Annotated in this window: 23 protein-coding genes, 1 pseudogene and 1 other annotated feature; of the genes and pseudogenes, 7 read left to right on the top strand and 17 right to left on the bottom strand. The window is 39.9% G+C overall.

Annotated elements, in window-relative coordinates:
- Positions 1 to 53: 53 nt before the first annotated feature.
- Positions 54 to 1,004, bottom strand: coding sequence for a hypothetical protein (locus D7Y06_RS16025; protein WP_120408763.1), 951 nt, complete (start codon positions 1,002 to 1,004; stop codon positions 54 to 56).
- 316 nt (positions 1,005 to 1,320) lie between these two features.
- Between D7Y06_RS16025 and D7Y06_RS16020 the strand changes: the two genes are divergently transcribed.
- Genes D7Y06_RS16020 through D7Y06_RS16010 form a run of 3 tightly spaced genes read left to right on the top strand, consistent with a single transcriptional unit; the run spans position 1,321 to position 2,632 of the window.
- Complete coding sequence (locus D7Y06_RS16020; protein ID WP_120408762.1) at positions 1,321 to 1,686, top strand: PadR family transcriptional regulator; 366 nt, start codon at positions 1,321 to 1,323, stop codon at positions 1,684 to 1,686.
- A complete protein-coding gene (locus D7Y06_RS16015) occupies positions 1,679 to 2,113 on the top strand; it encodes a DUF6120 family protein (protein WP_120408761.1) in 435 nt (144 codons plus the stop codon). Before D7Y06_RS16020 ends, D7Y06_RS16015 begins: the two co-directional genes overlap by 8 nt.
- A 15-nt stretch (positions 2,114 to 2,128) precedes the next feature.
- Positions 2,129 to 2,632, top strand: a complete 504-nt coding sequence (locus tag D7Y06_RS16010; protein WP_120408760.1) for a hypothetical protein — start codon at positions 2,129 to 2,131, stop codon at positions 2,630 to 2,632.
- Positions 2,633 to 2,715: 83 nt separating this feature from the next.
- Here D7Y06_RS16010 and D7Y06_RS16005 read toward each other — a convergent pair whose 3' ends face one another.
- The 4 genes from D7Y06_RS16005 to D7Y06_RS15990 form a co-directional block, all read right to left on the bottom strand.
- Positions 2,716 to 3,651: a calcium/sodium antiporter gene (locus tag D7Y06_RS16005; RefSeq protein ID WP_120408759.1), complete on the bottom strand. Its 936-nt coding sequence runs from the start codon at positions 3,649 to 3,651 to the stop codon at positions 2,716 to 2,718.
- Positions 3,652 to 3,684: 33 nt separating this feature from the next.
- Positions 3,685 to 5,460, bottom strand: coding sequence for a Na/Pi cotransporter family protein (locus tag D7Y06_RS16000; RefSeq protein ID WP_120408758.1), 1,776 nt, complete (start codon positions 5,458 to 5,460; stop codon positions 3,685 to 3,687).
- A gap of 92 nt (positions 5,461 to 5,552) precedes the next feature.
- Positions 5,553 to 6,161, bottom strand: coding sequence for a GTP pyrophosphokinase (locus D7Y06_RS15995; protein ID WP_120408757.1), 609 nt, complete (start codon positions 6,159 to 6,161; stop codon positions 5,553 to 5,555).
- Positions 6,162 to 6,290: 129 nt separating this feature from the next.
- Positions 6,291 to 7,847, bottom strand: a complete 1,557-nt coding sequence (locus tag D7Y06_RS15990; protein ID WP_120408756.1) for an FtsX-like permease family protein — start codon at positions 7,845 to 7,847, stop codon at positions 6,291 to 6,293.
- 249 nt (positions 7,848 to 8,096) lie between these two features.
- Here D7Y06_RS15990 and D7Y06_RS15985 point away from each other — a divergent pair, with 249 nt between their 5' ends.
- A complete protein-coding gene (locus tag D7Y06_RS15985) occupies positions 8,097 to 9,029 on the top strand; it encodes a DMT family transporter (protein ID WP_120408755.1) in 933 nt (310 codons plus the stop codon).
- Here D7Y06_RS15985 and D7Y06_RS15980 read toward each other — a convergent pair.
- From D7Y06_RS15980 to D7Y06_RS15965, 4 genes are all read right to left on the bottom strand, one after another.
- On the bottom strand, positions 9,026 to 9,703 hold the full coding sequence (locus D7Y06_RS15980; RefSeq protein ID WP_120408754.1) for a DUF4956 domain-containing protein: 678 nt from the start codon (positions 9,701 to 9,703) through the stop codon (positions 9,026 to 9,028). The two genes, D7Y06_RS15985 and D7Y06_RS15980, sit on opposite strands and share 4 nt — an antisense overlap.
- A gap of 30 nt (positions 9,704 to 9,733) precedes the next feature.
- On the bottom strand, positions 9,734 to 10,474 hold the full coding sequence (locus D7Y06_RS15975; protein WP_120408753.1) for a polyphosphate polymerase domain-containing protein: 741 nt from the start codon (positions 10,472 to 10,474) through the stop codon (positions 9,734 to 9,736).
- 18 nt (positions 10,475 to 10,492) lie between these two features.
- Complete coding sequence (locus D7Y06_RS15970) at positions 10,493 to 12,697, bottom strand: CotH kinase family protein (RefSeq protein ID WP_120408752.1); 2,205 nt, start codon at positions 12,695 to 12,697, stop codon at positions 10,493 to 10,495.
- Positions 12,698 to 12,827: 130 nt separating this feature from the next.
- Positions 12,828 to 16,106: an SNF2 helicase associated domain-containing protein gene (locus tag D7Y06_RS15965; protein ID WP_120408751.1), complete on the bottom strand. Its 3,279-nt coding sequence runs from the start codon at positions 16,104 to 16,106 to the stop codon at positions 12,828 to 12,830.
- A gap of 108 nt (positions 16,107 to 16,214) precedes the next feature.
- Positions 16,215 to 16,468, top strand: a binding site (T-box leader).
- A gap of 167 nt (positions 16,469 to 16,635) precedes the next feature.
- Between D7Y06_RS15965 and tyrS the strand changes: the two genes are divergently transcribed.
- From tyrS to D7Y06_RS15950, 3 genes are read left to right on the top strand one after another with little or no spacing between them, the layout of a single operon-like run.
- The gene (gene tyrS, locus D7Y06_RS15960; RefSeq protein WP_120408750.1) at positions 16,636 to 17,859 is read left to right on the top strand and encodes a tyrosine--tRNA ligase; all 1,224 of its coding nucleotides are present in this window, start codon (positions 16,636 to 16,638) and stop codon (positions 17,857 to 17,859) included.
- 9 nt (positions 17,860 to 17,868) lie between these two features.
- A complete protein-coding gene (locus D7Y06_RS15955; RefSeq protein ID WP_120408749.1) occupies positions 17,869 to 18,381 on the top strand; it encodes a hypothetical protein in 513 nt (170 codons plus the stop codon).
- A gap of 13 nt (positions 18,382 to 18,394) precedes the next feature.
- The gene (locus D7Y06_RS15950) at positions 18,395 to 19,075 is read left to right on the top strand and encodes a hypothetical protein (RefSeq protein WP_120408748.1); all 681 of its coding nucleotides are present in this window, start codon (positions 18,395 to 18,397) and stop codon (positions 19,073 to 19,075) included.
- Between the two features lie 18 nt (positions 19,076 to 19,093).
- Here the strand turns inward: D7Y06_RS15950 and D7Y06_RS15945 are convergent, their stop codons facing one another.
- The 8 genes and pseudogenes from D7Y06_RS15945 to D7Y06_RS15910 all read right to left on the bottom strand — a co-directional run bounded on the left by D7Y06_RS15945 (position 19,094) and on the right by D7Y06_RS15910 (position 25,232).
- Positions 19,094 to 20,272 (bottom strand): MFS transporter, encoded by a 1,179-nt coding sequence (locus D7Y06_RS15945; protein WP_120408774.1) that lies wholly within the window; start codon positions 20,270 to 20,272, stop codon positions 19,094 to 19,096.
- A 6-nt stretch (positions 20,273 to 20,278) separates the two neighbouring features.
- Positions 20,279 to 20,794, bottom strand: coding sequence for a GNAT family N-acetyltransferase (locus D7Y06_RS15940; RefSeq protein WP_120408747.1), 516 nt, complete (start codon positions 20,792 to 20,794; stop codon positions 20,279 to 20,281).
- Positions 20,795 to 20,816: 22 nt separating this feature from the next.
- A complete protein-coding gene (locus tag D7Y06_RS15935) occupies positions 20,817 to 21,140 on the bottom strand; it encodes a hypothetical protein (RefSeq protein WP_158591390.1) in 324 nt (107 codons plus the stop codon).
- 249 nt (positions 21,141 to 21,389) lie between these two features.
- Positions 21,390 to 22,961 (bottom strand): AAA family ATPase, encoded by a 1,572-nt coding sequence (locus tag D7Y06_RS15930; RefSeq protein WP_120408745.1) that lies wholly within the window; start codon positions 22,959 to 22,961, stop codon positions 21,390 to 21,392.
- 72 nt (positions 22,962 to 23,033) lie between these two features.
- Positions 23,034 to 23,549, bottom strand: a complete 516-nt coding sequence (locus D7Y06_RS15925; RefSeq protein WP_158591389.1) for a hypothetical protein — start codon at positions 23,547 to 23,549, stop codon at positions 23,034 to 23,036.
- Between the two features lie 159 nt (positions 23,550 to 23,708).
- Positions 23,709 to 23,915: a hypothetical protein gene (locus D7Y06_RS15920; protein ID WP_120408743.1), complete on the bottom strand. Its 207-nt coding sequence runs from the start codon at positions 23,913 to 23,915 to the stop codon at positions 23,709 to 23,711.
- 368 nt (positions 23,916 to 24,283) lie between these two features.
- Positions 24,284 to 24,544: pseudogene (locus D7Y06_RS15915) on the bottom strand (small multi-drug export protein); the annotation flags it as partial.
- Between the two features lie 397 nt (positions 24,545 to 24,941).
- Positions 24,942 to 25,232: a GNAT family N-acetyltransferase gene (locus D7Y06_RS15910; RefSeq protein ID WP_158591388.1), complete on the bottom strand. Its 291-nt coding sequence runs from the start codon at positions 25,230 to 25,232 to the stop codon at positions 24,942 to 24,944.
- Between the last annotated feature and the right edge of the window lie 128 nt (positions 25,233 to 25,360).

The raw sequence follows: 25,360 nt of genomic DNA, 5'->3' as shown, positions 1-25,360 counted from the left end.
AAATTCAAAGGCAGATGTAAATAAAACCTTTTGCATCTGTCTTTGAACAATCATTAATTTCCATCATATAATATATAATCTTCTTTTACTGGTTCTGATGTTGCCACTTTACTCTTGTTTCCCGCATCATCCTTAAGATATACAGAAAAAGTATCTCCGGCATATATAGATTGAATATCTGGCAAATTATCCAAATTAAAGACAAGATTAAATCCCTTCTCATTTTCCAGGGTTCCCAGATATTTCCATTTCCCCTTAACATGTTTGCTGTTCTGTTTTACATATACATCAGCGCCCTTTTCCCCTTCTACGGTAATCCATGAATAATCATTCTCAAATTCAAAACATACCTCTGGTTTCTCGGGAGGCGTCACATCTTTTACTTCTTTTGTCACATATGGACTTCTCCCTTTTTTTCCTGTAACATAAAAGGTCAGTTTTGTTTCCGGCTTCTGTTTTTTTATTGTAATGTTTTGATATCCTGTTTTTTGGTATTTTACTTTATTAAGCACTTTTCCGCCATTCTGGATATGCAAAGTCTGTCCCTTTTTGGCATAAACTTTAACGGAAGTGGATTTATCCGTTATTTTTCCGGATATTTTTGGCTTTTTTAAGGAAGAATCCACCTTTTTGTTTGAAATCACCCCGTCATCTTTTACTTTCTTTGTTACAGAGGCCGACACGCCATACTTTGAAGTCAGAGTAAATTTGAGTTTTGTCCTGGCTTTTTGCTGGGGAATCTTGATTGTCTTTTTCCCGGTGCTTTTATAAGTTTTCTCAAAAATCGTTTCAGACTGATTCGTAATCTTCAAAGTCGTATCCCTGTATGCATACACCCTGATTTTGCTTGTCTGGTTCGTTATGCTTGTAAAGACAAAGGGTTCAAAAATGGTATTCTCCACATAATCCCACTCGGCAAATACATCCGTTGGATGGGTGACAAATGTCCCCAGAAATGTCGCTGATAATATCAGCATTGCCAGATACTTATTTATTCTCTTCATATCATATCCTCCATATATATTGCTGGAAAGCCATTCACTTTTCGATAAAATGTTTTATTATGATACAGCTCCGTTACTATGAATAGTAATTTTTACACTGTATTTCTGTTTTTTTGAATAATTTGATTCTGCATAAAAAACATATTCTCCTGTATTTTTTAACTCCATATTACTCACTGCAGATGTCTTGACAAACATTATAATAACACAAAAATTATTTTTGTCAACACTATATTGTAAAACTAGGTATTGCATTTGAAAATGTACATGTTAAAATGTACATGGTGACACCAAACAGAAAGGGGTATGGCTGCCAATGGAAAAATCCAAATCCAATTTAACAAGCAACTTAAAAAAAGCAACCATAGAAATGCTCCTCTTAAAACTTCTGTCAGAAAACGATATGTATGGTTATCAGCTCTCCCAACAGTTAAAGAAACGGAGTAATGGCGCTTATACAATTTTGGAAGGTTCCATGTATCCCATCCTCTATCGCCTTACAGACCAGAAATACATTTCCTTTTATGAACAAAAGGTTGGCAAACGTCAGACAAGGGTGTATTATCATATTGAACCGGATGGCAAAGAGTATTTTCATAAAATGCTGGAGTCTTATCAAAGCTATTCCGCTATCATTGATTTTTTACTGCATTCTAGTGAAGGAGATGTATACGATGGGTAAGCTGCAGGCACAACTAAAAAAATATTATCGGGATATAAAACGGGAAATTCCAAAAAACTATCCTGGAAGCACGGATATTGTGAATCATATCCGGCAAAATATAGAAAATTTTCTTGATGAACAGCCGAACGCATCCTTTGATGATATCATATCCCAATTTGGAAATGCATCGGAAATTGTTTCATCCTTCATTGAAGATATGCCCACGGAAGATATTACCGCTCTCTTAAAAAAGGACAGAAAAAAAAGATATGTTACCTGGGTAGTTTGCATATTTTCAATTATAATTGTCTCCGGAATATGCTACTATATTTATCTTTTGATTGTAAGTACTCCGGTTGAAATTACTGAAACTACTACCATATACTATTATGAAGACACGGAAACAACCGAACCTCCTGTTCCTATGGAAGAATACGAAGAATAGAAAGGAAATACATTTATGAAAAAAATTTTTACAATAATTTTAACTGCATTTATACTTATTTCGAATCAAACAACTGCTTATGCGAAAGACATAGGTAATTTAAAAAGTAATCCCATATCCGCAAATTTTAATAGCGAAGCTACTGTTATCTATTCTGATGAAGATATAGTAATAACAGAATTGACTGAATTTAAAAGAAACAATTCAGGAATTCAAACGTATTCTACTAAAAAATATGTAGCTCCATCCAGAAAATATAATATAACAAGTTCTAATGGAAAACTTCTTGCAACATTTACTTTAAGCGCTACCTTTACATATGATGGAAAAACTGCATCCTGCACTAAAAGCAGTTATTCTACAAAAATTAACGACAGAAACATATCTTTTACTTCTGCCACTGCCAGTAAAAATGGCAGTACTGCCACAGGTAAATACTCCTTAAAAATAAAGAACACAGGAAAAACCCTTTCCAAAACCGTTTCTTTGAAATGCAGTAAAAACGGCACTATTTCTTAAAACAGAACAAAAGTCACCAAAAAAAGGGCTGCCACATCTAAGTCTACTTAACCTTGATGCGACAGCCCCTTTTTAATTCCATCTTACCTCACAATAATATACCCCATATATCCTATATACACCGCCAGCATAACAAGCCCTTCCATCCGGCGGATTTTTTTATTTGTCCAGGCAAATATCCATACCAGAAAACTCATGGCCGTAAGAATCACAATATCAATCATATTTTCCATAATAAATTCAATGGGGCTGATGGCTGCCGCCACCCCTAAAACAAATAAAATATTAAAAATATTGGAGCCTATTACATTACCAAGGGCCATATCCAGCTCATTTTTCCTGGCCGCTACAATAGAAGTGACCAGCTCAGGAAGGCTGGTTCCCAGTGCCACAATGGTAAGGCCGATAAGATTCTGGCTAAGTCCAAAAGATGCAGCTATGTCAGAGGCGGAATTCACCACAATATCACCTCCCAGCGCAATGGCCATAGCGCCTCCTGCTATAAAAATACCGCTTTTCCAGAAAGGCAAAACCACCACATCTTCTTCCCCTGCAGCCTCCCCTTTGGCCCTTGCCTTCTTCGCAGAGTGAATCATCCACAGCAAAAAGAAAACAAAAACCACCAGAAGCATCATGCCTTCCATTCGGCTTACAGACATTCCAAAATATCCAAACCCCATGAGCAAAAGGGCCGTCGCCACGGAAAAAGGAAATTCCTGCTTCAAAGTCTTCTCCTGCACTGCAAGAGGTGCAAATAATGCACAAAACCCGCACACAACCATAAGATTAAAAATATTGGAGCCCACCGCATTACTCACCGCCAATGCATTATTGTTGCTGATGGAAGCGCTGACGCTTACAGAACACTCTGGAAGGCTGGTTCCCATAGCCACTATCGTCATTCCAATAATCATAGAAGGCACCCGAAACATTTTTGCAATACTGGAACTTCCCTCTACAAAAAAGTCCGCCCCTTTAATTAACAGAAAAAAACCAACCACTAACAATACATATGACATAATTTCTCCTCTCCGTACTAAAACCCGACCATTCTATTTTTCTTTGGAAAGACTGTATTTTTCCTGCAAAATTTCAACTTGTCTCTCAAAAATCACATCTTCGCCTTCTTTCAAATGATTCACATAACTGTGAGCCTCAAGCTCCGTATCCTGAATCTGAATCAGGCATACGGCAATATTGGAACAATGGTCGGACACCCGCTCGTAGTTTGTAGCAATATCTGAGAGTATCAAACCAAGCTCAATGGTACATTTCCCTTTCCTTAACCGTTTTATATGACGCTTCTTCACACTCTTATTCAGTGAATCAATTACTTCCTCCAAAGGCTCAACTGTCAAAGCACGTTTTTCATCCGTATGGATAAAGGAATCCACCGCCCGGGTCAAAATATCCTCCACTGCATCGCTGTATACCTTCATTTCCTCCTGTGCCTTTTTAGAAAAATGTAAATCTTTCCTCACCATCTCCTGAACCAATTCCACAACATTCACTGCATGGTCAGAAATCCGTTCTAAATCAGTGATACAGTGCAGAAGGGTGGAAACATTTTGGCTGTCCTGGTATCCTAAATTGTAACTGCTGAGCTTTGTAAGATATACGCTAATCTTGTCCTCATACAAATCAATTCGGTTCTCCAGGGCAACAACTTCCTCCGCCTCTTCCTGGGTATATTCCGTAAGGGTATGCATGGCTTTTAAAAAACAGTCTTTTGAAAGCTCCGCCATATTATTTGCAAGGCTTCTGCACTGCTCAATGGCAAAACCAGGCGTATTTAAAAACCGGTTGTCCAACACCAAAAACTCCCTGTCTTCTTTAGACTCCTTTTCATCCTCAGAAACCGGAATTGTAAGGTAAGCCAGTTTTTCCAAAACCTTTATAAATGGAAGTAGTATCAATGTGGTAAATATATTAAATACACTGTGAATCAGGGCAATCTGTGCCGCCCCCACCGTATCGTTTGTAAATCCAAAATGAATGACAGCATTTAAACCAAAATATACCACCATAAATATTACAGCACCTATGATATTAAAGTACAGATGCACAAAAGCCGTGCGCTTTGCACTTTTGTTTGCTCCCAGAGCCGACAGCATAGCTGTCACACAGGTACCAATATTCTGACCCATAATTATGGGGATTACCGAGCCATATGTAAATGCCCCGGTTACAGATAAAGCCTGCAGAATACCTACCGATGCGGAGGAGGATTGAATAATCGCCGTCAACAGAGCTCCTACAATCACTCCTAAAATCGGGTTGCGGAACATGGTAAGAATATTGGTAAACTCCGGCACGTCAGCCAGGGGTTTCACAGCGCCGCTCATGGACTCCATACCAAACATCAGCACGGCAAAACCCAAAAATATCTCTCCAATATCCTTTTTCCTATTATTTTTCCCTGTCATATATAAGATTATACCAATCAGGGCAAGAACCGGTGAAAAAGAGGAAGGTTTAAAAAGTTTTACAATAAAACTCTCTCCCTGAATCCCTGTCAGGCTTAAAATCCATGAGGTCACAGTAGTTCCCACATTAGCGCCCATAATAATTCCGATGGCCTGATACAGTTTCATAATCCCGGAATTAACAAAACCAACCACCATGACAGTGGTGGCAGAGGAAGATTGAATCACTGCAGTAACGCCGGCTCCCAAAAGAACCGCCTTAACAGGATTGGAGGTAAGACGCTCTAAAATCATCTCCAATTTACCCCCGGACAGCTTTTCCAAACCTGCACCCATAACGCTCATTCCATATAAAAACAGTGCCAGCCCGCCGATTAAAGTCAGTATGCCAAAAATATCCATTTTTATCTCCTTGTATCTCCTTATACTCTCTACACTATACTTTTGCCTGCTAAAATTAGCAACCATTTCCATTATAACCGAAACTATTCTAACTATCCAGTAAATGAGCGGATTTTTTCTACTTTTTTTCTCAGCTCCAGCATCTGCTTATCCATTTGGGCAATCACATCAGAATACTGTTTTAACTCTCCCTCTGCTCTTTTTACCTCCTCCTCCCTTTTCTTATAACAAATCTGGTTATCCACCCCCGCCCAGAAATCCATAGCCACAGTGCGGATTTGAATTTCTGCACGCTGCTTTTCCACGGTCCTTTTATATGTAAAAGGCACTTCCACAATCAGATGGAGACTTTGATAACCGCTTTTTTTGGGATTTTTTATATAATCCTTTTCTTTTATTAATTCCAAATCCTTCTGTTGTTTTAAAAGATCCGCAATTTTATACACATCGTCACTGTACAGGCACACCACACGAATGCCCACAATATCACTGCACTTTTCCAATGCCTTTTCAAAAGTCACATCACATCCTTTTCTCTGAAGTTTTCTGGTTATGCTCTCCGCCGATTTAATCCTGGATTCCACCTTCTGTGTCACGGTACGGTTATATTGCGTGGATAATTCCATATCAATAAACTTTAATTTCCATTCTAAATAGGAAATTACCCAATTTTTCCGCAAAAGAAAATCTGGGTTTTCCAACTCACGTTTTAAGACTCCTATTTTTAATCGTTCCCTTCTTTATACATCTTTTCATGTCTATGGGTTATATTCACCCACTATCATACTTATGTAAAAACATGATAAATTATGCATAAAAAAATTATTTTTTTATTCGTCCCGAATAATTTCCATATTTCCACTGACAAAATTTATCCACTGTGCAGCCATACAGCAAAACAGCACAAATAAGGTTACGACAAAACTGGTAATTAAAACCACTGGAATGGACAAAGGATAATGTCTTTTTAACATAAAATAAAAAACACTTTCCCCTAAAACCATTGTCACAAATACTACGCAAAATGATGCAATCCAGGCAATCATTAAATATTCCAGGTACACCACCCAGAAAGCCTTCTTTCTCGATGCCCCGTAAATCTGATAGAGATAAAGCTCTTTTTTCCTTGCTAAAAGGTCGCTTCTCACCATGGAATAGAAAAAAGTTCCCGTAACTAAAATAAGCATAAGTCCCACCAGTGACACAACACTGAGGTAATCAGACAAGATTTCCGACAATTCATCCACAAGGGCAGAGGCAGTATTTACACTGCAGCTTTCCTGGGAAAGGAGAGTTTCCAGCTTCTCCTCCGCCGCCCTGTCTATATCCATTAAAAAGCAGGTATGAAAACCTTCATCCAAATTAAGCTCCCAATCCTCCCTGTTTACTTTAATACTGTAATTTATCTGCGACAGCCATTGGCTGTCTGTAATAATATCAGAATAAGTTAACTCCCTGCCAAAAAGAGAGCTTTTCTGTCCGAATTTCAATCCGCAGATACCTGCAAACCGGTTTTCCGCTGCAAATGTACCTTCCGCAACTTTAAAATGTATGTTACTATCCGTTTTTCTATTTATAATCATGGCCCAAAAATAATTATCATCTAACGGAAACCCATTTAATTCATTATATTTCATTAACTTAGAATACACCATACCATTGATATAACTTTTGTTTTTAAAAAACAACCCAAGGGTTACGGAATATAAGATGATAAATTCAAGAATGCCATACCGCAAATAAGTCTGTTTGTCTTTTTTCGCCCCTCTTTTGTACAACATCACGGTAACTGGCTTTTCATAAATAAACAGCCCTGATATCAAACTTGCAAAAAAAGCAATAATAACAAGTACGAAAAGAACCACCGGAAACACCAGGAGCATTTCTTTCGACTTGGACATAGAGACATCTATCCCACACAATTTCTTTGAAAGATGAAAAAATAACACATGTCCTCCCGCATCTCCAACCAGCCCCCCCAACAAACCAAATCCAAGGCCTTCCACCAATGCCTTGACAAAAATATCTTTTTTCTGCATACCAAATATTCTAAGCATTGCATGGGATTTTTCCATAGAAATGTTCTGGAAAAATAAAATACTGGTACACCCCCACACTACAATTAATATACTTCCAAGAGAAAACAAAGTCATAACTTTTTCCATAGTTCCAAAAAGAAGGTCATATTCCTCCTGCTCCTCATCTCCCTCAATCAGATTTTCCCCAACAATGTTTTCTATCTGCGCCTTGCCGTAAACTTTATTGTTTCTTTGAACCAAGAGGGAACAGGAGAGAATACTCCCTGCAAAGGCAAAAATTAGTACCAGGATAAAAAACTTAAGCTTACAGGTTTGATAGAATTTTAGAAAAAAAGACAATCTACTCATACGCTAGCACCTCCGTCTCTGTAATACCTATCATGGCATTTTACAGTATCTTTTTGGTACAATTATTGGATTTTAGCAGTCTTTTGTCTACCAAATAAGGGTTGCGCTTTGTCACTTCCTCTGTCAATTTTAACGGGCGAAGGCAATTTATACAGAAATCCATGCATAAATCTCATTTTATTATTGACATGATATTTTTTCAACGTTAAGATGGAACAAAACATATGATATAAAAAACGGAGACCAAAAATGAATTCAGAATATAAATCAGGACGCAATTCCTTTTTACTCATACTGACAGCTTTCATCTGGGGTATCGCCTTTGTGGCCCAGAGCGCCGGGGGAGACGCCGTAGGGCCTTATACCTTTAACTGCATCCGCTCTCTCATTGGAGGCATCGTACTCCTTCCGGTGATAAAACTTTTGGATTATTTTCATCTGACAAAACAGAAACCTAAGACAAAAAAAGAAAAGAAAAACCTGATTGCAGGGGGAATTGCCTGCGGAATGGCCTTAGCCTTGGCCAGTAATTTACAGCAGATGGGGCTTTACCTTGGGTCCTCTGCGGGAAAAGCCGGATTTCTCACGGCTTGTTACATTTTAATTGTTCCGATACTAGGAATTTTTCTGAATAAAAAGTGCAGCATAAATATTTGGATTGGAATTGTGATTGCTGTAATCGGATTGTACCTTTTGTGTATCCACGGAGATTTTTCCATTCAGCTTTCCGATATCCTCCTGCTGCTCTGTGCATTTTCATTTGCCATACATATCTTAGTTATCGACCATTTTACTGTATTGGCAGAGGGAGTGCGCTTATCCTGCATCCAGTTTTTCGTATGCGGCGGCCTCTCCTCCATCCCTATGTTCTTTATGGATATGGGACATTCTTCCTCTGGAATACAGGCATGGATTCCGGCCCTTTTAAACCCCTCCGCCTGGATTCCCATACTGTACGCAGGCGTTCTGTCCTGCGGCGTGGCCTATACTTTGCAGATAGTAGGGCAGCAGGGGGTAAATCCCACGGTTGCCTCCCTATTGATGAGCCTGGAGTCTGTGTTCTCTGTACTGGCAGGCTGGGTGCTTTTGGGGGAGTCCTTGTCCCCCCGGGAACTCCTTGGGTGCGTGCTGATATTTGGAGCGGTAATTTTAGCCCAGATACCAAACAAAAGTAAACCTTAAAACGTCACTTCCCCGTCATGTGACACCAGGGAACACCGGAGAATATGTTCCATTCCTGCCATTTTCTCCATAAACTCTTCCTCATTTTTTATCCTTACTTCCACAATAAAATCCACCCTGTCAGGCTCCATGGTCCTGGATTTTACCTTATAAGCGCTGCTGTACTCCTTCACCAGCCCTAAAACCTGTTTTTCCGCACTAAATTCTGTGGCATTTACAATGAGAAGCATGGGAGCTTTCGCCACCGGAAATAACTCCAGGATAAAAATCCCCGCAGTGACAATAGCAGACTCAAATATTGCAATTCCTGCCAGCCCGGCGCCGCAGATAATACCAATGGAAATTGCCCAGAACAGAAAAACCAAATCCATGGGGTCTTTCACCGCCGTCCGGAACCGGACAATGGACAGCGCACCTACCATACCAAGTGAAACCACAATACTGGACTGAATTGTCAAAATAACTGCCGCCGTAATCACGGTTAAAGCCGCCAGGGAAATATTAAAACTTTTGGAATAAAAAGTTTTTCTGGTAAAAGACCTGTATACGATAAATATATACAGGGCAAAAGCACTGGCAAGCAATAAAGAAAATATAATGCTTTTTGTCGTTAATCCGGAGGCAGCATAGCCTTCCAGAAAGGATTTCTTAAAAATATCCTGAAATGTCGTCATTTCGTTTCTCCTCCTGTAATAAAGCTTATTTTATACTGAAAATTCCCTGCTGTATCTGTGGGAAGCGCCAAATTTCCTGCATAGGTAATACTTGGAAAATGTGGTCTGACTTAATCCCCGCATCTGAATACTTCGATAAATGTAATCCGGCAGAAATTCATCATATTTTACTTCCAAAAGATGCCCTCCCACAGGCATAATAGGTCTTGTGAGAATTTTTTCCCCCATAAAGTCTTCCACACGGCCGCTAGAACGGATATTGATATCCAGAGTAATTCTTACATTTCCCTCCGGGCAGATAAATGGGATTCTGTCATACTCCACAATAACCTTAGGCTTTAGATCCTTTAACTCCTGCCATAGGAAAAACTTTGCCAACAAAGGATTATCTTTTGCCTCCTCCCAGGAAATTCCTCTGCCATCCATCAGATTTGCACACTGCTCTATTGTAAGGGGGCAGGAAGTTTTTAAGGTCTTGCCCCTCTCCTTCCTCTTAAGTTCCAGCCGGATACGCTCTGTGCTGCCATTGTATATGCGGATGCGGAATTTTTCCCTTGGGTCTGTCCCGTTTTCATTCTCATAATAACAACGGTTATCTACATCATCAAAATAAAGGCTCCTTATCTCATAGAATCCTTTTTCCCCCACATGGGGGTCTAAAGGAATAACTGCCGGAATGCGCAGTTTCAGTGTTTCAAGCTGTCTTTTGTCTATGGAATATTTCAACTCATGCCGGTATTTATCCGGCTTTTTTTCCAATTTTGTCTCCATTTTTTACTCCAATACATTCTAAAGTCTGCCTGACCATTCCTGAAAAATCCCATCCGTTAAATAATGCATATATATATCCGGATATTCCCATCCGTCGAACATCAGGTAACGGGCAATATAAACTTTCACATCAAAATCTTCACACCCCTGATGTGCCTGATTCATGCCCTCCGTGACAAAATATTCCAAAACCGCATCATCCTCTGTTCCCACGAAATCCACCACTTCCGGATAGTGGGCCAAATAGTATTCCTTATTGTAAACAGGAGCATAATTTACCCCTTCATACACGGTATCTGTAACTTCCGGCACACCTACATTTAAGACAACTTCCATCATGCCGTTTTCCAGCATGTTCTGGGATTCCACTTTTCCAAGGTTTGAGGTGACAGCCACTTTATCTGAAAAACTGCTGCCATACTGGCTCATAAGGAGAATCCTGTAATGATATTCTTTCAAAGGCTCAAAATATTTATCCTGCTCTAAAATATCTGCAGAAAATATTTTTCCGCCGCACCATTTATCTGATAGAGATATCTGTTCCTCCAAAGGCATTCCCGCCAAAGGCTTTTCCACCACAAGGCCCACTTCCTCTGCCTCCCGGCATCCTGCCCAGCCCTCTATGGCCCGGGAAAGCCAGTTATGACGTTTTTCCACAAAATCCTTTAAATCAGCCACGCTGTCTTCATAGGACTTATACAGAGTGGTCATTCCTGTCTGGTTAAAATCCCACAGCTTATAGTTCATTTTCTGGGAGGCATAAATCTCCTCATTATATCCCGCCAAAGATTTAATATAGTCTCCTTTTTCTTCCAAGTCCCCCAAAAGAATATCTTCCACAACAGGATACATTTCTTCATCATATATGTCTTTTATCCTCTGGGCTACCACGGGAATTGTTGAAATGTCGGAACCCACATTATCGGGATAGTATCCATTGGGGTTTAAAAGCTCCGAAACCTGGTGGTCTATACCATAACACAAATCAAAATCCCAGGGGCTGCAAAAATATATCTTGTCCTCATCTGAGGGAATATAGCAGTATGTGGAAGAGCTAAACCCATCTGGATTCTTGGAAAACTGCTGAACCAGGTAATACCTGGCATAAGAATCCAAATCCAGATAATCCTCAATGGTTTTACCGTTTGTGGGATGAACCCCCCCGTATGTTGTTAACTTCGCCAATTCCTCCCAAATTCCCCTCACATATTCTATCTGTTCCTGGGAACAATGTTCCGGCTCTTCCAAAGTTACAAACATACCATTGCTAAGTTCCAGGTAATGCTCCCTTTCCATATAATGGGAGTAGTCTATCTGCATAAAATAACTGCCGTTTTCCTCTATAGCCACATTGGTCCTAGAAATCCCGGGAAGTTCTGTCAAAAGATAATTTCCCGCATACTCCCCGTCATAATACACGTCCACCGGACGACAGTCCGGAGAATCCGAAAGCCCCAGCTCTTTCCCCAGATGATAAGTTATGGTATTGTGCTGTAAGGTAGTGTCATAGGAATTTGCAAGAAGGGCAAAACTTTTTCTGGGTTCTCCGATTTCCAGCATATCTTCCTTGGCCCTAAGTTTCATCTGATATGCTTTCTTTTTTGCACTGGCCGTAAAATTTCCCCGGATTCTCAGCTTTTCTGCCTTTTGCTTGCAGATAAGATTCCCTTCTTCATCCATTTCATATACGGAAGCCTCCGCCACGTTGGAGTGGTCCGGGGTAGATTCCACCCATCCCCTCCCCTCATTTTCCGGGTCGTCACTGACAAGAAACACTGCCGGAATATATTCTGACTGCATAATCCGAAGCTTAAAATCCTTGTTCAGGCCCTCTGCATTACATACCTGAAAGGAGAGCTGATAAAACTCTTTTTCCTTATTATATGTGCCCTTATTTAATACATCAATCAAAACCTTATCCCGGATAAGTGTATCCTCAAAGGTAACCCATTCTCCCAGGGGACAGGAAAAATTTATCTGCAGTGCGGACAAATCCATTCCCGACGGCAGAAAAAGATAATTCTTTTTATCCACCCGCTGGGAGAGGATTCTTGTTCCCTCAATTCCCTCCCTGCCGTTTACATAACAATACATCTCTTCCCCATGCTCCGTCTCCTTCTGGGGAGATGCAGCCGCAAAATGGCGGGCACAAAAAAGATATATTCCACATAGAATGAAGCTTGCCGCAAGCAGCGTAATTCTTTTTCTTGTTCTGTTTATCATATTTTGTTCCTTTTCGATGCACTTTCCTGATAAAGCACAGCAAATGTTAAGTCTTTTCCTCTATATATACCATTTTCACCTGGATATTGCAATAATCTTGTCCATATTTCTTAATTTTCTCTTAAACTTTTTATCCCAGCAATTCCAGTAATTCCTCCCTTGAAAATGAGCCGCTCTCCATCCCTGCACCCCCTAAAACATTGTCCGCAAGCTGTTTCTTTTTCTCCTGCATTTCAATAATTTTCTCTTCTATAGTCCCTTCTGTCACAAGCTTGTACACAGTCACCACGTTTTTCTGCCCGATTCTGTAAGCCCTGTCTGTGGCCTGATTCTGCACCGCCACATTCCACCAGGGATCGTAGTGTATCACAATATCCGCCGCCGTAAGATTTAAGCCTGTCCCCCCTGCCTTTAAAGAAATGCAAAATACCTGAGTATCATCTTTGTTAAAATCCTCCACCATGCGCATCCGCTTTTCCTTACTCACAGAGCCGGTGAGCATATAATATGAAATCCCTGATTTTTCAAATTGCTCCCTTATATGGTCTAACATAGAAGTAAACTGGGAAAACAACAAAATTTTATGTCCGCTGGCCACAGCTCCGGCAACCAGTTCCATGCAGGTCTCCATCTTTGCAGATTCCCCACCATACCCTTCAAATACCAATGCCGGGTCACAGCAAATCTGCCTGAGCCTGGTAAGTTCCGCCAAAATCTCTATTTTACCTTTGGCAAAATCCGCATCATCTTGTTTTTCCAGCATAATTTTCATTTTCTGCACATGGGCATGGTACAGGGCTGATTGTTCCCCTTCCAGCCGGCTGAATACATTTTCTTCTATTTTTTCCGGCAAATCCTTTAGCACGTCTGTCTTTAAACGCCGAAGGACAAAAGGACGGATCATCCGCCGGAGACGCTGCATTTTATTTTCGTCCCCCGCCGATACAATAGGAATTTCCATATCATTGCGAAACCTGTTGTAACTGTAGAGAAATCCCGGCATTAAATAGTCAAAAATACTCCACAGTTCACTGAGACGGTTCTCAATCGGCGTTCCGGTAAGGGCCAGCTTAAAAGATGCATGAATCTCCTTTACGCTGTTCGCCGCCTGGGTCACAGGATTTTTAATATACTGTGCCTCATCAATCACCTCTATGGCAAAAATGTGCTTTTCATATAAATCCACATCCCGTTTCAGGGAATCATAGGAAGTAACTACCACATCCCCTGGCTGTATCCCTCCAATCTGCTCTTTCCTCTCCTGGGCAGCTCCGGTAACAAGAACAGGGACTAAAGAGGGTGCAAACCGCTTCATCTCTTTTTTCCAGTTGTAAACCAAAGAAGCGGGACACACAATAAGAGAGGGTTTCTGTTCTTCCCCCTTCCCTTTAAAATCCTGCTGCTCCGACAAAAGCAGGCTGATTACCTGTAAGGTTTTCCCCAGTCCCATATCATCTGCTAAAATACCTCCGAACCCATACTCCCGCAGGGTTTTTAGCCACCGAAACCCGTTTTTCTGATATTCCCGCATTACTTTTTTTAAAGAACCAGGAATCTCATAATCACTGTCCTCAATGGTTTTCATATTCCGCACAACAGCTTTAAACTCTTTATTCTTCTCCACATTTAAAGATTCGCTGTCCTTAAGGGAACTGTCTAAGTACATGGCCCGATACATGGGCAGGTCTATTTTCCCGCTTTTTATCTTTTTGTCAGAAAACATCAGGTCTTCTTTTAAATCCGCCAGGCTCTCCAATCCATTGTCGTGGTTTAAATTAATAAAATCCCCGTTTTTCAGGCGGATAAACTTCTTCTTCCTGTTATATTTCCCCAGAAGATAGGACAATTCCTCCATGGAAACTTCCTCTGACTGTAAAGTAAGTTCTAAAAGACCGCTTTTTAAAGAAATTCCCACTGCAACGCTGGGAGAATTGTGGACTTTCATATTCTGAAAAGCATCGGAAGCATAAATTGTCATTAACTCATCTAACCTTTTCAGTCCCCCGGAAATTAGCTGATACAAAAGATTCTCATCTTTTTGTATAATAAAAAACTCTTCCGCCCCATCGGTTTTTTCAAAATAGGACTCTACAATACTGCGAATCCTCATCTCCTCTTTCAAATCCCGGACTCCGTCAAACCCCTTTTTTTCCAGAAGATTATATTTATGCTCTCTGTAGATACACATCACCTTGCCGGCCACCACATCATGCTCCATCTTATCCACATATAATTCAAATTCCGGTTTTTCCGGCAGATACATTTCCTCCTCAAAATTTTCACACTCCAAAACCGTAAGCTCTTTGATTAGAGGCAGAATCTCCTTGGAAAAAGCCGTTAAGTCTTCCTGGGCAATATAACACTGATGCCCCTCTTCCTGGATGAGATACTCAAAAAAGCTCCCAAGCTGGCTTTTCAGCCTTTTGCTGCTGGGGGCGATTTCCCCATTTTCATAAAAAAAGTAGCAGTTTCTTCCATATAATATGCTGCTGTCTTTTAGATACACTGTGATGCCATACCCGTCTCCCTTAATTTCCATCCCCGGCTTCTTCTTTTCCTCCTGTACATGCCACACCGTATCTTCCGTTTCCGGCAGTTTTCCTTCAAAATACTCCCCGGCCATAAGAAAAAGAAAATCCTCCATTCCCGCTTCCGATAAATCCAGTCCCCGTTCTCTGTCCATGCTCATACTGTAGCGGTAATAGGAATGACGCATATTCTCCTCCTGATGCCTGCGTACAAAATCAATTAGATTTAAGGACACAGAGGTAAAAGCTTCTGCATTATGGCAAAACTCCAGCCTTTTTCCGTAGACTACCTTCTCACAGTTATCCACTGCCCGGATAAAATTCATAAGATTTTTCACCACATATTTATACTCCATGCCCACTTTAAAATCCACATACATACTCTTTTTTGAATAACACTTTACATAGGGAGTAAACTCCATTTTCCCCCTTATGTTCTCCGGAATCAGATATTTAGAATTGCTTTTTGCACTGTAATCTTTTAAAATTCCCTTTAGGCGCATGGGGGTTTTAGAATGAAATTCCTTGGAAAATCCTTCTTTTTTCTTCCACTTTATTTCCAGTACTTCTTTTGCCTTCCTTTTTTGCAGATATTCCACCAAAAGTGCAACACAATGGCTGCACATCCCGTCCCAGCTCTCCTCACAGCTGCACCTCCACTCCCTCACTTCACTGTAACTTTCATCCACCACGGCGCTTACTGTGTAATCCGTATCAAAATCCCCGCACAACTCTCCCTGCATATCGGCAACCACACTGTTGTCCGACTCCTCAAATATGCTGTATTCAAAATTTTTCACTAACTTGTAAGACTGAAGCTCCAGGCCTTTTCGGTATATCCTGCTGGAAGCCGTATCCCGTATGTCTGATAAAGTAAGCATCATTTTCCCCCTAAATAATTGTTACTTCTTATTTTACCAAAAAATAAGAAAAAGAAAAACAGTTGACAAACCAATTCTTCACCATTATAATACTTGATATCAAAAACAGTTAAGGCTATGATAAGAACAAGTAGCAAAAAACAGACACATACAGAGAGCAACCGGATGGTGAGAGGTGCATGGAGAGTTTTTTGCGAATACATCTTTGAGCTTCACACCAAACCCTGAATACAGATCAGGCAGTAGGCTGTGACGGTTTGTACCCGTTATGGTACAGGGTATTGATAGATACCTGCTAAGGCAGAATATGTGAGTCTTCTGTAAACAAAGGTGGTAACGCGAATATAATCTTCGTCCTTTACGGGGCGGGGATTTTTTTATGCGCAGGCCCACATATGGAAGTTTACCGCTGACGCGGTATGCGGGCCGCGCGGCGGGCAGGGTCAGAAAATCTTCCCTGCCCGATTACACAGGCCACATACAGAATATCATAGGCTTAATAATATAAAGAAAGCAGAGGTAAAAAATAATGGAACTGTATGATGAATTAGTTGCCAGGGGCTTAATCGCCCAGGTCACAGACGAAAATGAAATTAAAGAACTAATAAACAATGGAAAAGCCGTGTTTTATATTGGCTTTGACCCCACCGCAGACAGCCTTCATGTGGGGCATTTCATGGCCCTTTGCCTGATGAAGCGCCTGCAGATGGCAGGGAACAAGCCCATTGCTTTAATCGGCGGAGGAACCGCCATGATTGGGGACCCTTCCGGCCGCACAGACATGCGGCAGATGATGACAACGGAAACCATTGCCCACAATGTGGACTGTTTTAAAAAACAGATGAGCCGTTTTATCGATTTTTCCGATGATAAGGCACTTCTTGTAAACAATGCGGACTGGCTTTTGGACTTAAATTACATTGATGTGCTCCGGGAAGTGGGTTCCCATTTCTCCGTAAACCGTATGCTCACCGCAGAATGCTACAAACAAAGGATGGAAAAAGGATTAAGCTTCCTGGAATTTAACTACATGATTATGCAGAGTTACGACTTCTATGTGCTGTACCAGAAATACGGCTGCAATATGGAGTTTGGGGGAGACGACCAGTGGAGCAATATGCTTGGGGGAACAGAACTTATCCGCCGGAAATTGGGAAAAGATGCCTACGCAATGACTATAAACCTGCTTTTAAATTCCGAGGGAAAGAAAATGGGGAAAACCCAGTCCGGCGCTGTCTGGCTTGACCCGGAGAAAACTTCTCCCTTTGAATTTTACCAGTACTGGAGAAATGTCTCTGATGATGATGTGTTAAAATGTATTAAAATGCTGACCTTCCTTCCCTTAGAAGAAATCCAGGCCATGGAATCTTGGGAGGGAAGCCAGCTAAACCAGGCAAAAGAAATTCTTGCCTTTGAACTTACCAACCTGGTACACGGAGAAGAGGAGGCAAAAAAAGCCCAGGAAAGCGCAAAAGCCCTTTTCGGCGGCGGAAATGCAGCAGATATGCCCACCGCAACTATCACGGAAGGGGATCTTCGGAAAGGAAAAATTGACATTTTAGGACTGTTGGTGTGTTCCTCTCTCTCCAAATCCAGAGGGGAAGCCAGACGTAATGTGGAGCAGGGAGGGGTTACCGTCAACGGGGAAAAGGTGACAGATATTCATACTTCTTACACCTTAGAAGATATCAAAGCGGCAGATTTTATCTTAAAACGTGGGAAGAAGAATTTCTGCCGGATTACCTCAGAATAGGGATTTATCATGGAAAACGACACGCTGTTTACACTGATTGGGCTGGGGGTGATTCTGTGCCCCCTGCTCGTTGTCCCTTTTGCATTTATGAAAACCAACAACTACATGAAAGAGCAGAAAAGCTATAACAGTGACAAATTCCTGCTGCTAAATGCCATGCAGGCTGTCATGAAGGAACAGTACGGGAATTTTTCCTATGTATTAGGGTACTATTTTAAAAGCAGATATGAATCCCATCAATATATTCTGGCTTTTCGCCCTGGAAAAATCATAGTTATGCCCTACGTCATGGATGGGGACAGGATAATCATAAAAAGTAGTTTCCCCGCAGAAATTTCCGGATATAAAGTCAAACCAAAAGAAGTGGTTCTTTTCACACGGGAAGGAAAAAGAAAAATCAAAATTACCCTGCCTAAAATAGCTGACAGCAGCGGGGACAGACGTTCTGCTTTTCCCTTAGCAATTTTCCAGGAAAAAGAGGTAGATAGTTTTATAAATATACTAAACAATATTAATACATAAAGGAGATTTACATATGTCACAATGGTTACAGGAAGAAATGAAAAAGCTGGGGGAACAAAGACAGCAGTCTGCCCCAGGTTCCAAACACATTATTATTACCGCTGTTGTCTTTATCCTGATTGAGACAGCTTTACTGGTACACAACCAGCTTACCCCGGATTACAACGCACTCCCCCTCTGCGGCATGGTCGGCGTTATGGGGGTATTGATTATCGTTATTTTTGCCGCAAAGTCAAAATCAACGCCAAATAAACCCAAACTTCCCAATGCTGCAAAATGTATCGGGGAACTTTGCTTTTCTCCAGAGGAATTAAAGCAGTTTGACTCGGAAATGATGGCTGCGCCCCTGGCCCTTATCCACAATAACAACCGCTCCGACCTGCCAATTATCATTACCAAACATTACATGGCCTATGCTTACGTGGAAATGGGAGATATGGATTACAGAATTTACCGCCTTTCTGACATTGCCATGACCTGCTATGCCTCCGGCAGAAGCAGCGCAACTGCCAATCCTTTGGGCAAAGCATATTTTATTGACTTATTAAATGAAAAAGGTGAGAAGTTCGGAGGGCTTTCCATTGACGGGAAAAAATATTTTGTGGAATTTAATGAGGCATTGGAAAAATATGCATCTCATATAAAGCTTAATGTTTCCATGAAGGAAGTGAAGAAAATCCGTAAAAATTCTTAAGATATTATACTCCCACTTTTATTGGGTTTTAAGCACAGATTTTCTGAATTTTATGTACCATAATGCTGTTACAAATAAAATACTACTGATTCCATAATAAACTGCCCTGATATCTGCAAAAGTTAAAATTTTCCCTACCATTAAAGAACCTGCTGCCCGGGACAAAAGAATCGTAAATCTCCCCGCAGTAAACGTCCTTCCCACAGTGGCAGGATTGCATTTCAACTGAATTTCTGTTTTAAATCCCAAAGGGCAAAATGTTGCCGTTATACCCACCAGACATGCCCCCACAAAATACATCCAGATATTCTGTGATATCCCGATAAAGAGATAGCTGGCCGCCGCACTGAAAAGCCCAATTGATATGATATAAGCCGGTTTTAACTTTCGGATAATACCTAAAATAAAAACTGATGCAAGTACCATTCCAATTCCCTCTACCGTATTACCAAATCCATAATAGGCTGAAGGCATCCCCAGGGTATCTTCTATCATGCTGATTTCCAAAGGCGCTGCCAAACCGATGCAGAGCATAAAAATATTCCAGTAAATAATCGTTTTCAATACATTCTTATTTTTTATTATGTCTTTCCAGCCATTTTCATTTTCCGGCCTTTTATTTTCATCTTCCTCACTGGCAGAATTTGTTCCCATGCATAAAAAACATACCGCTGTCAGTAAAAACAGCAGAACATCTAATATGATATTTGCCTGAATGGGAAAAGACATTGCAATAAAAGCCGCAATCGCAGGTGCCGTCAATAATGAAGCAGAATCCAAAAGATTTATCACTGAAGAAACTTTTAACAATCGCTCTTTTGAAAAAGCATTTACCATAAATGCGCTTAATGTATTTCCTTCAAATTCCAAAATTAGGTTCATGAGAAATGTAACCAGATATATTACCCAAATATTTTGAGAAAACAAAAGCAAAACAAATATCAGACCCTTTAAGAGATTTGCCATCGCCATTAGTTTCTTTTTACTGTGGCTGTCAATCACTTTTCCTGTAAATAAAATAATAATTGCCGGCAGAAGCTGTGATACAAAAAAACCTCCCACAATCCCTACCGACTGGGTATTGGAAAACAGATAAATTACGATTCCCACATCATATATGTAGCTGGCAAAGCCGGACAGGTACTTTGCCATAGCCAAAAAAATTAAATTTTTTTGGTCAAAGTGTTTATCAGTCATCAGCAACTATTTTTCTTCCTTCCTAATTTTTATCCTTGTATAATATTCCTTATCATCCTCATGATGTATATAAGCCCCGTTATTCAACTGTACCTTAAGAGACGCCCTATTTTCTTTTCTCACCGACATATAAATTTCATCCTCTTCAATGATATCTTTTGCAATCGAAATCATCATCTTTAAGCCTTCCGTTGCATATCCTCTTTTCCGGTATTCGGATTTGATTCCATATCCAATATGGCCTGCCCCGTTTTTAAGCCCATCATTTAGACTCTGCCGCAGCCGAAACCATCCCACGATTTCCCCTTTATCCCAGAGAAAATACTCCGTACAGGGTACAAAGCCCTCCGGCAAGTCAATGCCCCTGGCATGGTTTAACATCCTTGGCAGTGCATAATCCTTAAATTCTTCCAAGGAAACCTGAAAATAGCTGTTGGTAAATCCATCCTCATTCTCCGGCGTATTCGTCACATATAGAAATTCCTTTTCCCAATCTTCCCAGTTTGCTTCCCTTAATTCCATTCTCTCACCTCGAAAAAAATTTCTAATTTTTTATCAGCACAGACTCTTCTTTTTCAATTACAGCCTGGACTTCTTCTATGGTTTTAACCGCTATTTCAGCAATTTGATTTAAGGAATAGCCGTTTTTATACATTCTTAAAATATATTGGATTTGCCCCCGTTCCATGCCTTTTTCTATTCCTTCCTCATAGGCAATCTGACGCTCACTTTTCAAATGCAGTTCTTCATTATATTCATACCAGTTCATCTCCAACGCCTCCGCTCTGTTTTTCTTTAAAAAATCCGAAAGGATTCCTTCTTTGATACATTCCGTTATCGCTCTCTCAATCGCTTCTTTAGGCGGCATCTCTTTTAATCCGTTGTAGAACATATAAAAGCGGGGAATAGGTATATAAATCCGCCTGGAACTGTATAAGTCCTTATTTATTATAAGCCCCTGCAAAATTTTCGATACATAAAACAATTCTCTTAAGGGTATATTGGGGTTTATCGTGGACTGATGTTCATACAGATTCAGAAAAAAATCATACTAATTTTATTCAACTTAAAATCTCCACCTTTTACTTTTTTCTTTTTGAATTAAATTTATATATTATTAACTTAGTTTTTCTATCACGCAGCTATGGGGCTTCTCTTTCTGATTCCGGTTATAATTTATCCCCACCAGTAAAATTTCTCCAGTATATCCCAGAAGCGACTGGGGGTACTGCCTGCTTTTTATCTGTTGTATGGCGGCATAGGCGGTTTTTTCATATTTTAATTCTACTACCAGCGCAGGTTTTCCAGTATGAGGAAGGGGCAAGAATACAACATCGGCAAAACCCTTTCCGGAAGGAAATTCCCGTATAAGTATATAGTCTTTTCGTGCGCTGTAATATGCAAGGCCAATAGCAGCGCCAAGTGCATTTTCATCATTATAAGATAATATGGAAGATATTTCTGTATGAGTCCTGTCCAATGCTTTTGCCACATTTTTTTCATTGCATGACAAAGTATCCTCAAGAAGCTGCTCCGATGCCATCAGGACACGCATTACCTCTGACCATCCTTTTACATTCATAGCAGTCTCAAATTCCTCAAGGATTTCTTTGTTTGGTATATATACTTCTCTTGTTTCAAAATCATAGGCAAGATACCCCAGATGTATTAACAATGTGAGTACATCATCTTTCACGTCAAAGCTATGCATATCATTTCGAAAACTTCGGGTATTCACTTTGATACGTCCGCCCCCAAGCATTCGGGCAATATCCCCCCGTAGTCCGTCAAAATCCATATTGATATAGATTTTCAGTGCATCATAAACTTCCGTGGATGTCCAGTAATTGGAAAGCTTATGGCGGCGCATTGCCTCCACTACGGATTTTGGGTTATAAATGTGCAAATTTTTTGTAAAGGCGTACCCGTCATACCAGCTTTCTGTTTCCATAAAATCCATATCATATTGTTTGCACAGTTCTTTCACTTCATCTTCCGTAAATCCTGTATACTCCTCAAATACCCCCTGGTCTGTCATGGAATATTCCCAAAACATATTCAGCGCAGAATGTTCACCATATTTTTTTACCGGAAGAATCCCTGTCACATAAGCAAGAGCCACATATGGCTGGTCTTTTAACAGGTTTCTCAAAAAATCAAGATATTGTTTCTGCAGTTCTTCCGATTCCTGCCGCTCACGCATCACACAATCCCATTCATCTATCAAAAATATAAATTGTTTCTTCTTTTTTGCGTAAATTTTCCTTAACGCATTTGCAAGTCCTGAAATCTCCCCTGTGAAAACTTCCCTGTAGTCTTCCAGGATTTCATCCATCACTTCTCTCTCCAGGTACTTTATCAGCTCCTGGTTTTCTGATTCAATTAGAAACTGCTGCATATTTAGATAAAGAACATCATATTGATTCAGATGTTCTTTAAAAGTTATATCACTTTCTATCTGAAAACCCTTAAATAAATCTGTAGAGTCACAGCCCCGGCTATAATAAGCTGCAAGCATTTTAATCGCCATAGATTTCCCAAAACGCCTGGGCCTGCTTACACAGATATACTGCTGCTCTGTATTAATAAGCTCGTTTGTACAAGTTATAAGTCCTGTCTTATCCACATATATTTTTGAACGCACTGCTTTCCAAAAACCTTCATTTCCCGGGTTCAGGTAAATTCCCATGTACCCACCTCCAAAAAATAACTAAATTTTCCTCATAATTTATTAACAGTTCCTTAGCCGCAATGCTCCCTGTCAAGGTATCAGCGCAGATTCTTCTTTATCTATTACAGCCCGGACTTCCTCCAGGGTTTTATCTGCTATCTGGGCAATTTTGCTTAAGGGATAGCCGTTTTTATGCATCCTTAAGATATATTTAATATCCCCCTGTTCCATACCGTGTTCTATCCCTTCCTCATAGGCAATCTGACGCTCACTTTTCAAATGCAGTTCTTCATTATATTCATACCAGCTCATCTCCAACGCCTCCGCTCTGTTTTTCTTTAAGAAATCCGAAAGGATTCCTTCTTTGATACATTCCGTTATCGCTCTCTCAATGGCTTCTTTAGGCGGCATTTCTTTGGCATACCGCCTGATTCTGTCCACATACTGAGCATATTCCTTTAGTTTCTGACAGGTATCCAATAATTTTTTGTTTTTCCCGAAATTGATATTAAATACATGAACGGTAAGTTCCAGCATGGAACCTTTCTCCCCAGTTTCTGGCCTGCTGTAGGATTCCGAAAGTTTCATCTCCCACTGTTCCGGCATCTCTTGTAATCCGTTGTAGAACATATAAAAGCGGGGAATAGGTATATAAATACGCCTGGAACTGTATAAGTCTTTATTTACTATAAGCCCCTGCAAAATTTTCGATACATAAAACAATTCTCTTAAGGGTATATTGGGGTTTATCGTGGACTGGTGCTCTTACAGATTCAGGAAAAAATTCATCACACAGGAAAGGTCATTTTTCATATTCATGTAGATAGCATTTTCCAATGTAGTAATTTCCAGCTCCTCCGGGTTTTTATAATCCGTCCCGTTTACCGCATTGTATAAGGACAGCAAATTTTCTTTGTCCTTAAAAACCATGCGGAATACGGTGTCTTTGTAATTGCTATGCTCCTTGGCCATTCAATTTCCTCCTATAAAGTTGTATTTTTACAGGAGTTGCTCAGAATCTCCTGCTTTATATTGGATTTCAAGCATAGATTTTCTGATTTTTTGAATGTTTTTTTGGAAAGATTAGAAAAATAGAAATATGTTATGCTCTGATAAGATTATAGCATGGTATACTTTATTTTACAAGTAAAGAAATTTTTAAAAGAATTATCTCATAGATTAAAAACGAATCCAATACAATACTGGAACAGAAAGAATTGTAAATTTATTTTCTGAAATTTTTATTACGATCACTGTACAGCCTCCTCTTCTGTAATTTGTTCATTTGCTTTACGTGTCTAATTTATCATATTCTGAATAAAAAACCATGACGTATATGGTTAAAATAATCCTCCAAATATTCCCATACTTGCAGCACCCATAATGATTCCTGCCATCAGAACTCCCAATGCACACGCCAACACGCTTGTTTTAAAGTCTAAATCAAGGATATTCGCCGCTAATGTACCCGTCCATGCACCAGTTCCTGGCACTGGAATGCCTACAAATAATAATATTGCAAAAAACATTCCTCTGCCAGCCTTTGCTTGCAGCTTTACGCCAGCGTTTTCTCCTTTTTTAAAACAAAAAGCAAAAAATTTGAAGCCCCATTCCAATTTCTAGTGTTACTGTAATTCTAGACTCGACTATCCATCATCTGAAGACGGTGAGTTGCTGTGTCCTAATGGCCTCTTTTTGCAACTAAAGTTGCCTAAACATTCTATTTAAGTAGCTATTGTTTCTCAATTGTAAAATTATCTACTTCTTCTTTCCACTGATTTTGAAAGCAAGATATAATCCATAATCCACACAAAATGTTACTTAATATCATATACAGTATAACTTCTACTTCCATATTCTGGTATTTCTACAAGAAACTCTTAATTCTGTATTTTATCACAATTTCTACCGGAGGAAAATTCTGCTAAAGATTTTCTTCCTGTAAAGTAGCGGATTGAACCTTATGCTTGAAAATCCAATAAAAAGTCATATGATTTTTTATATTTCTTTTTCAAATATATATCTTTGAGTTTTCATTCCAAGAGAAGCGTATAACTCTATCGCATGTTTATTAAATTCCCAAACCATTAGATCAATTCTGGCTACGCCCATAGATTTAGCTTTCTTTTCTGTTTCATTAAATAATTCTTTTGCATATCCTTTATTCTGATATTTTTCTGAAACGACTAAAGCATCCATATATGCAGTTTTCATATTTAGCATTCCACTTTTATCTTTTATAGATGTTATGCATAAACCTACAATAGTATCATTTTCTTCAGCTATCAAGGAAATAATATTATTATCTCAAACTTCGCACATAGATTTAGCCTATGCACCTTGAAAATTCAATACTGGCAGTTATTCAGTTATCTTAATTCCTATGCTATGCTGCTTGAAGCTGTGTCCTCAGTAAA

It is taken from the genome of Roseburia sp. 1XD42-69, assembly GCF_003612565.1.
In the GTDB taxonomy this organism is placed as follows: Bacteria; Bacillota; Clostridia; order Lachnospirales; family Lachnospiraceae; genus Roseburia_B.
The sequence above is the reverse complement of the archived record's forward strand: the minus strand, read 5'-3'. Positions and strand labels throughout refer to the sequence as shown.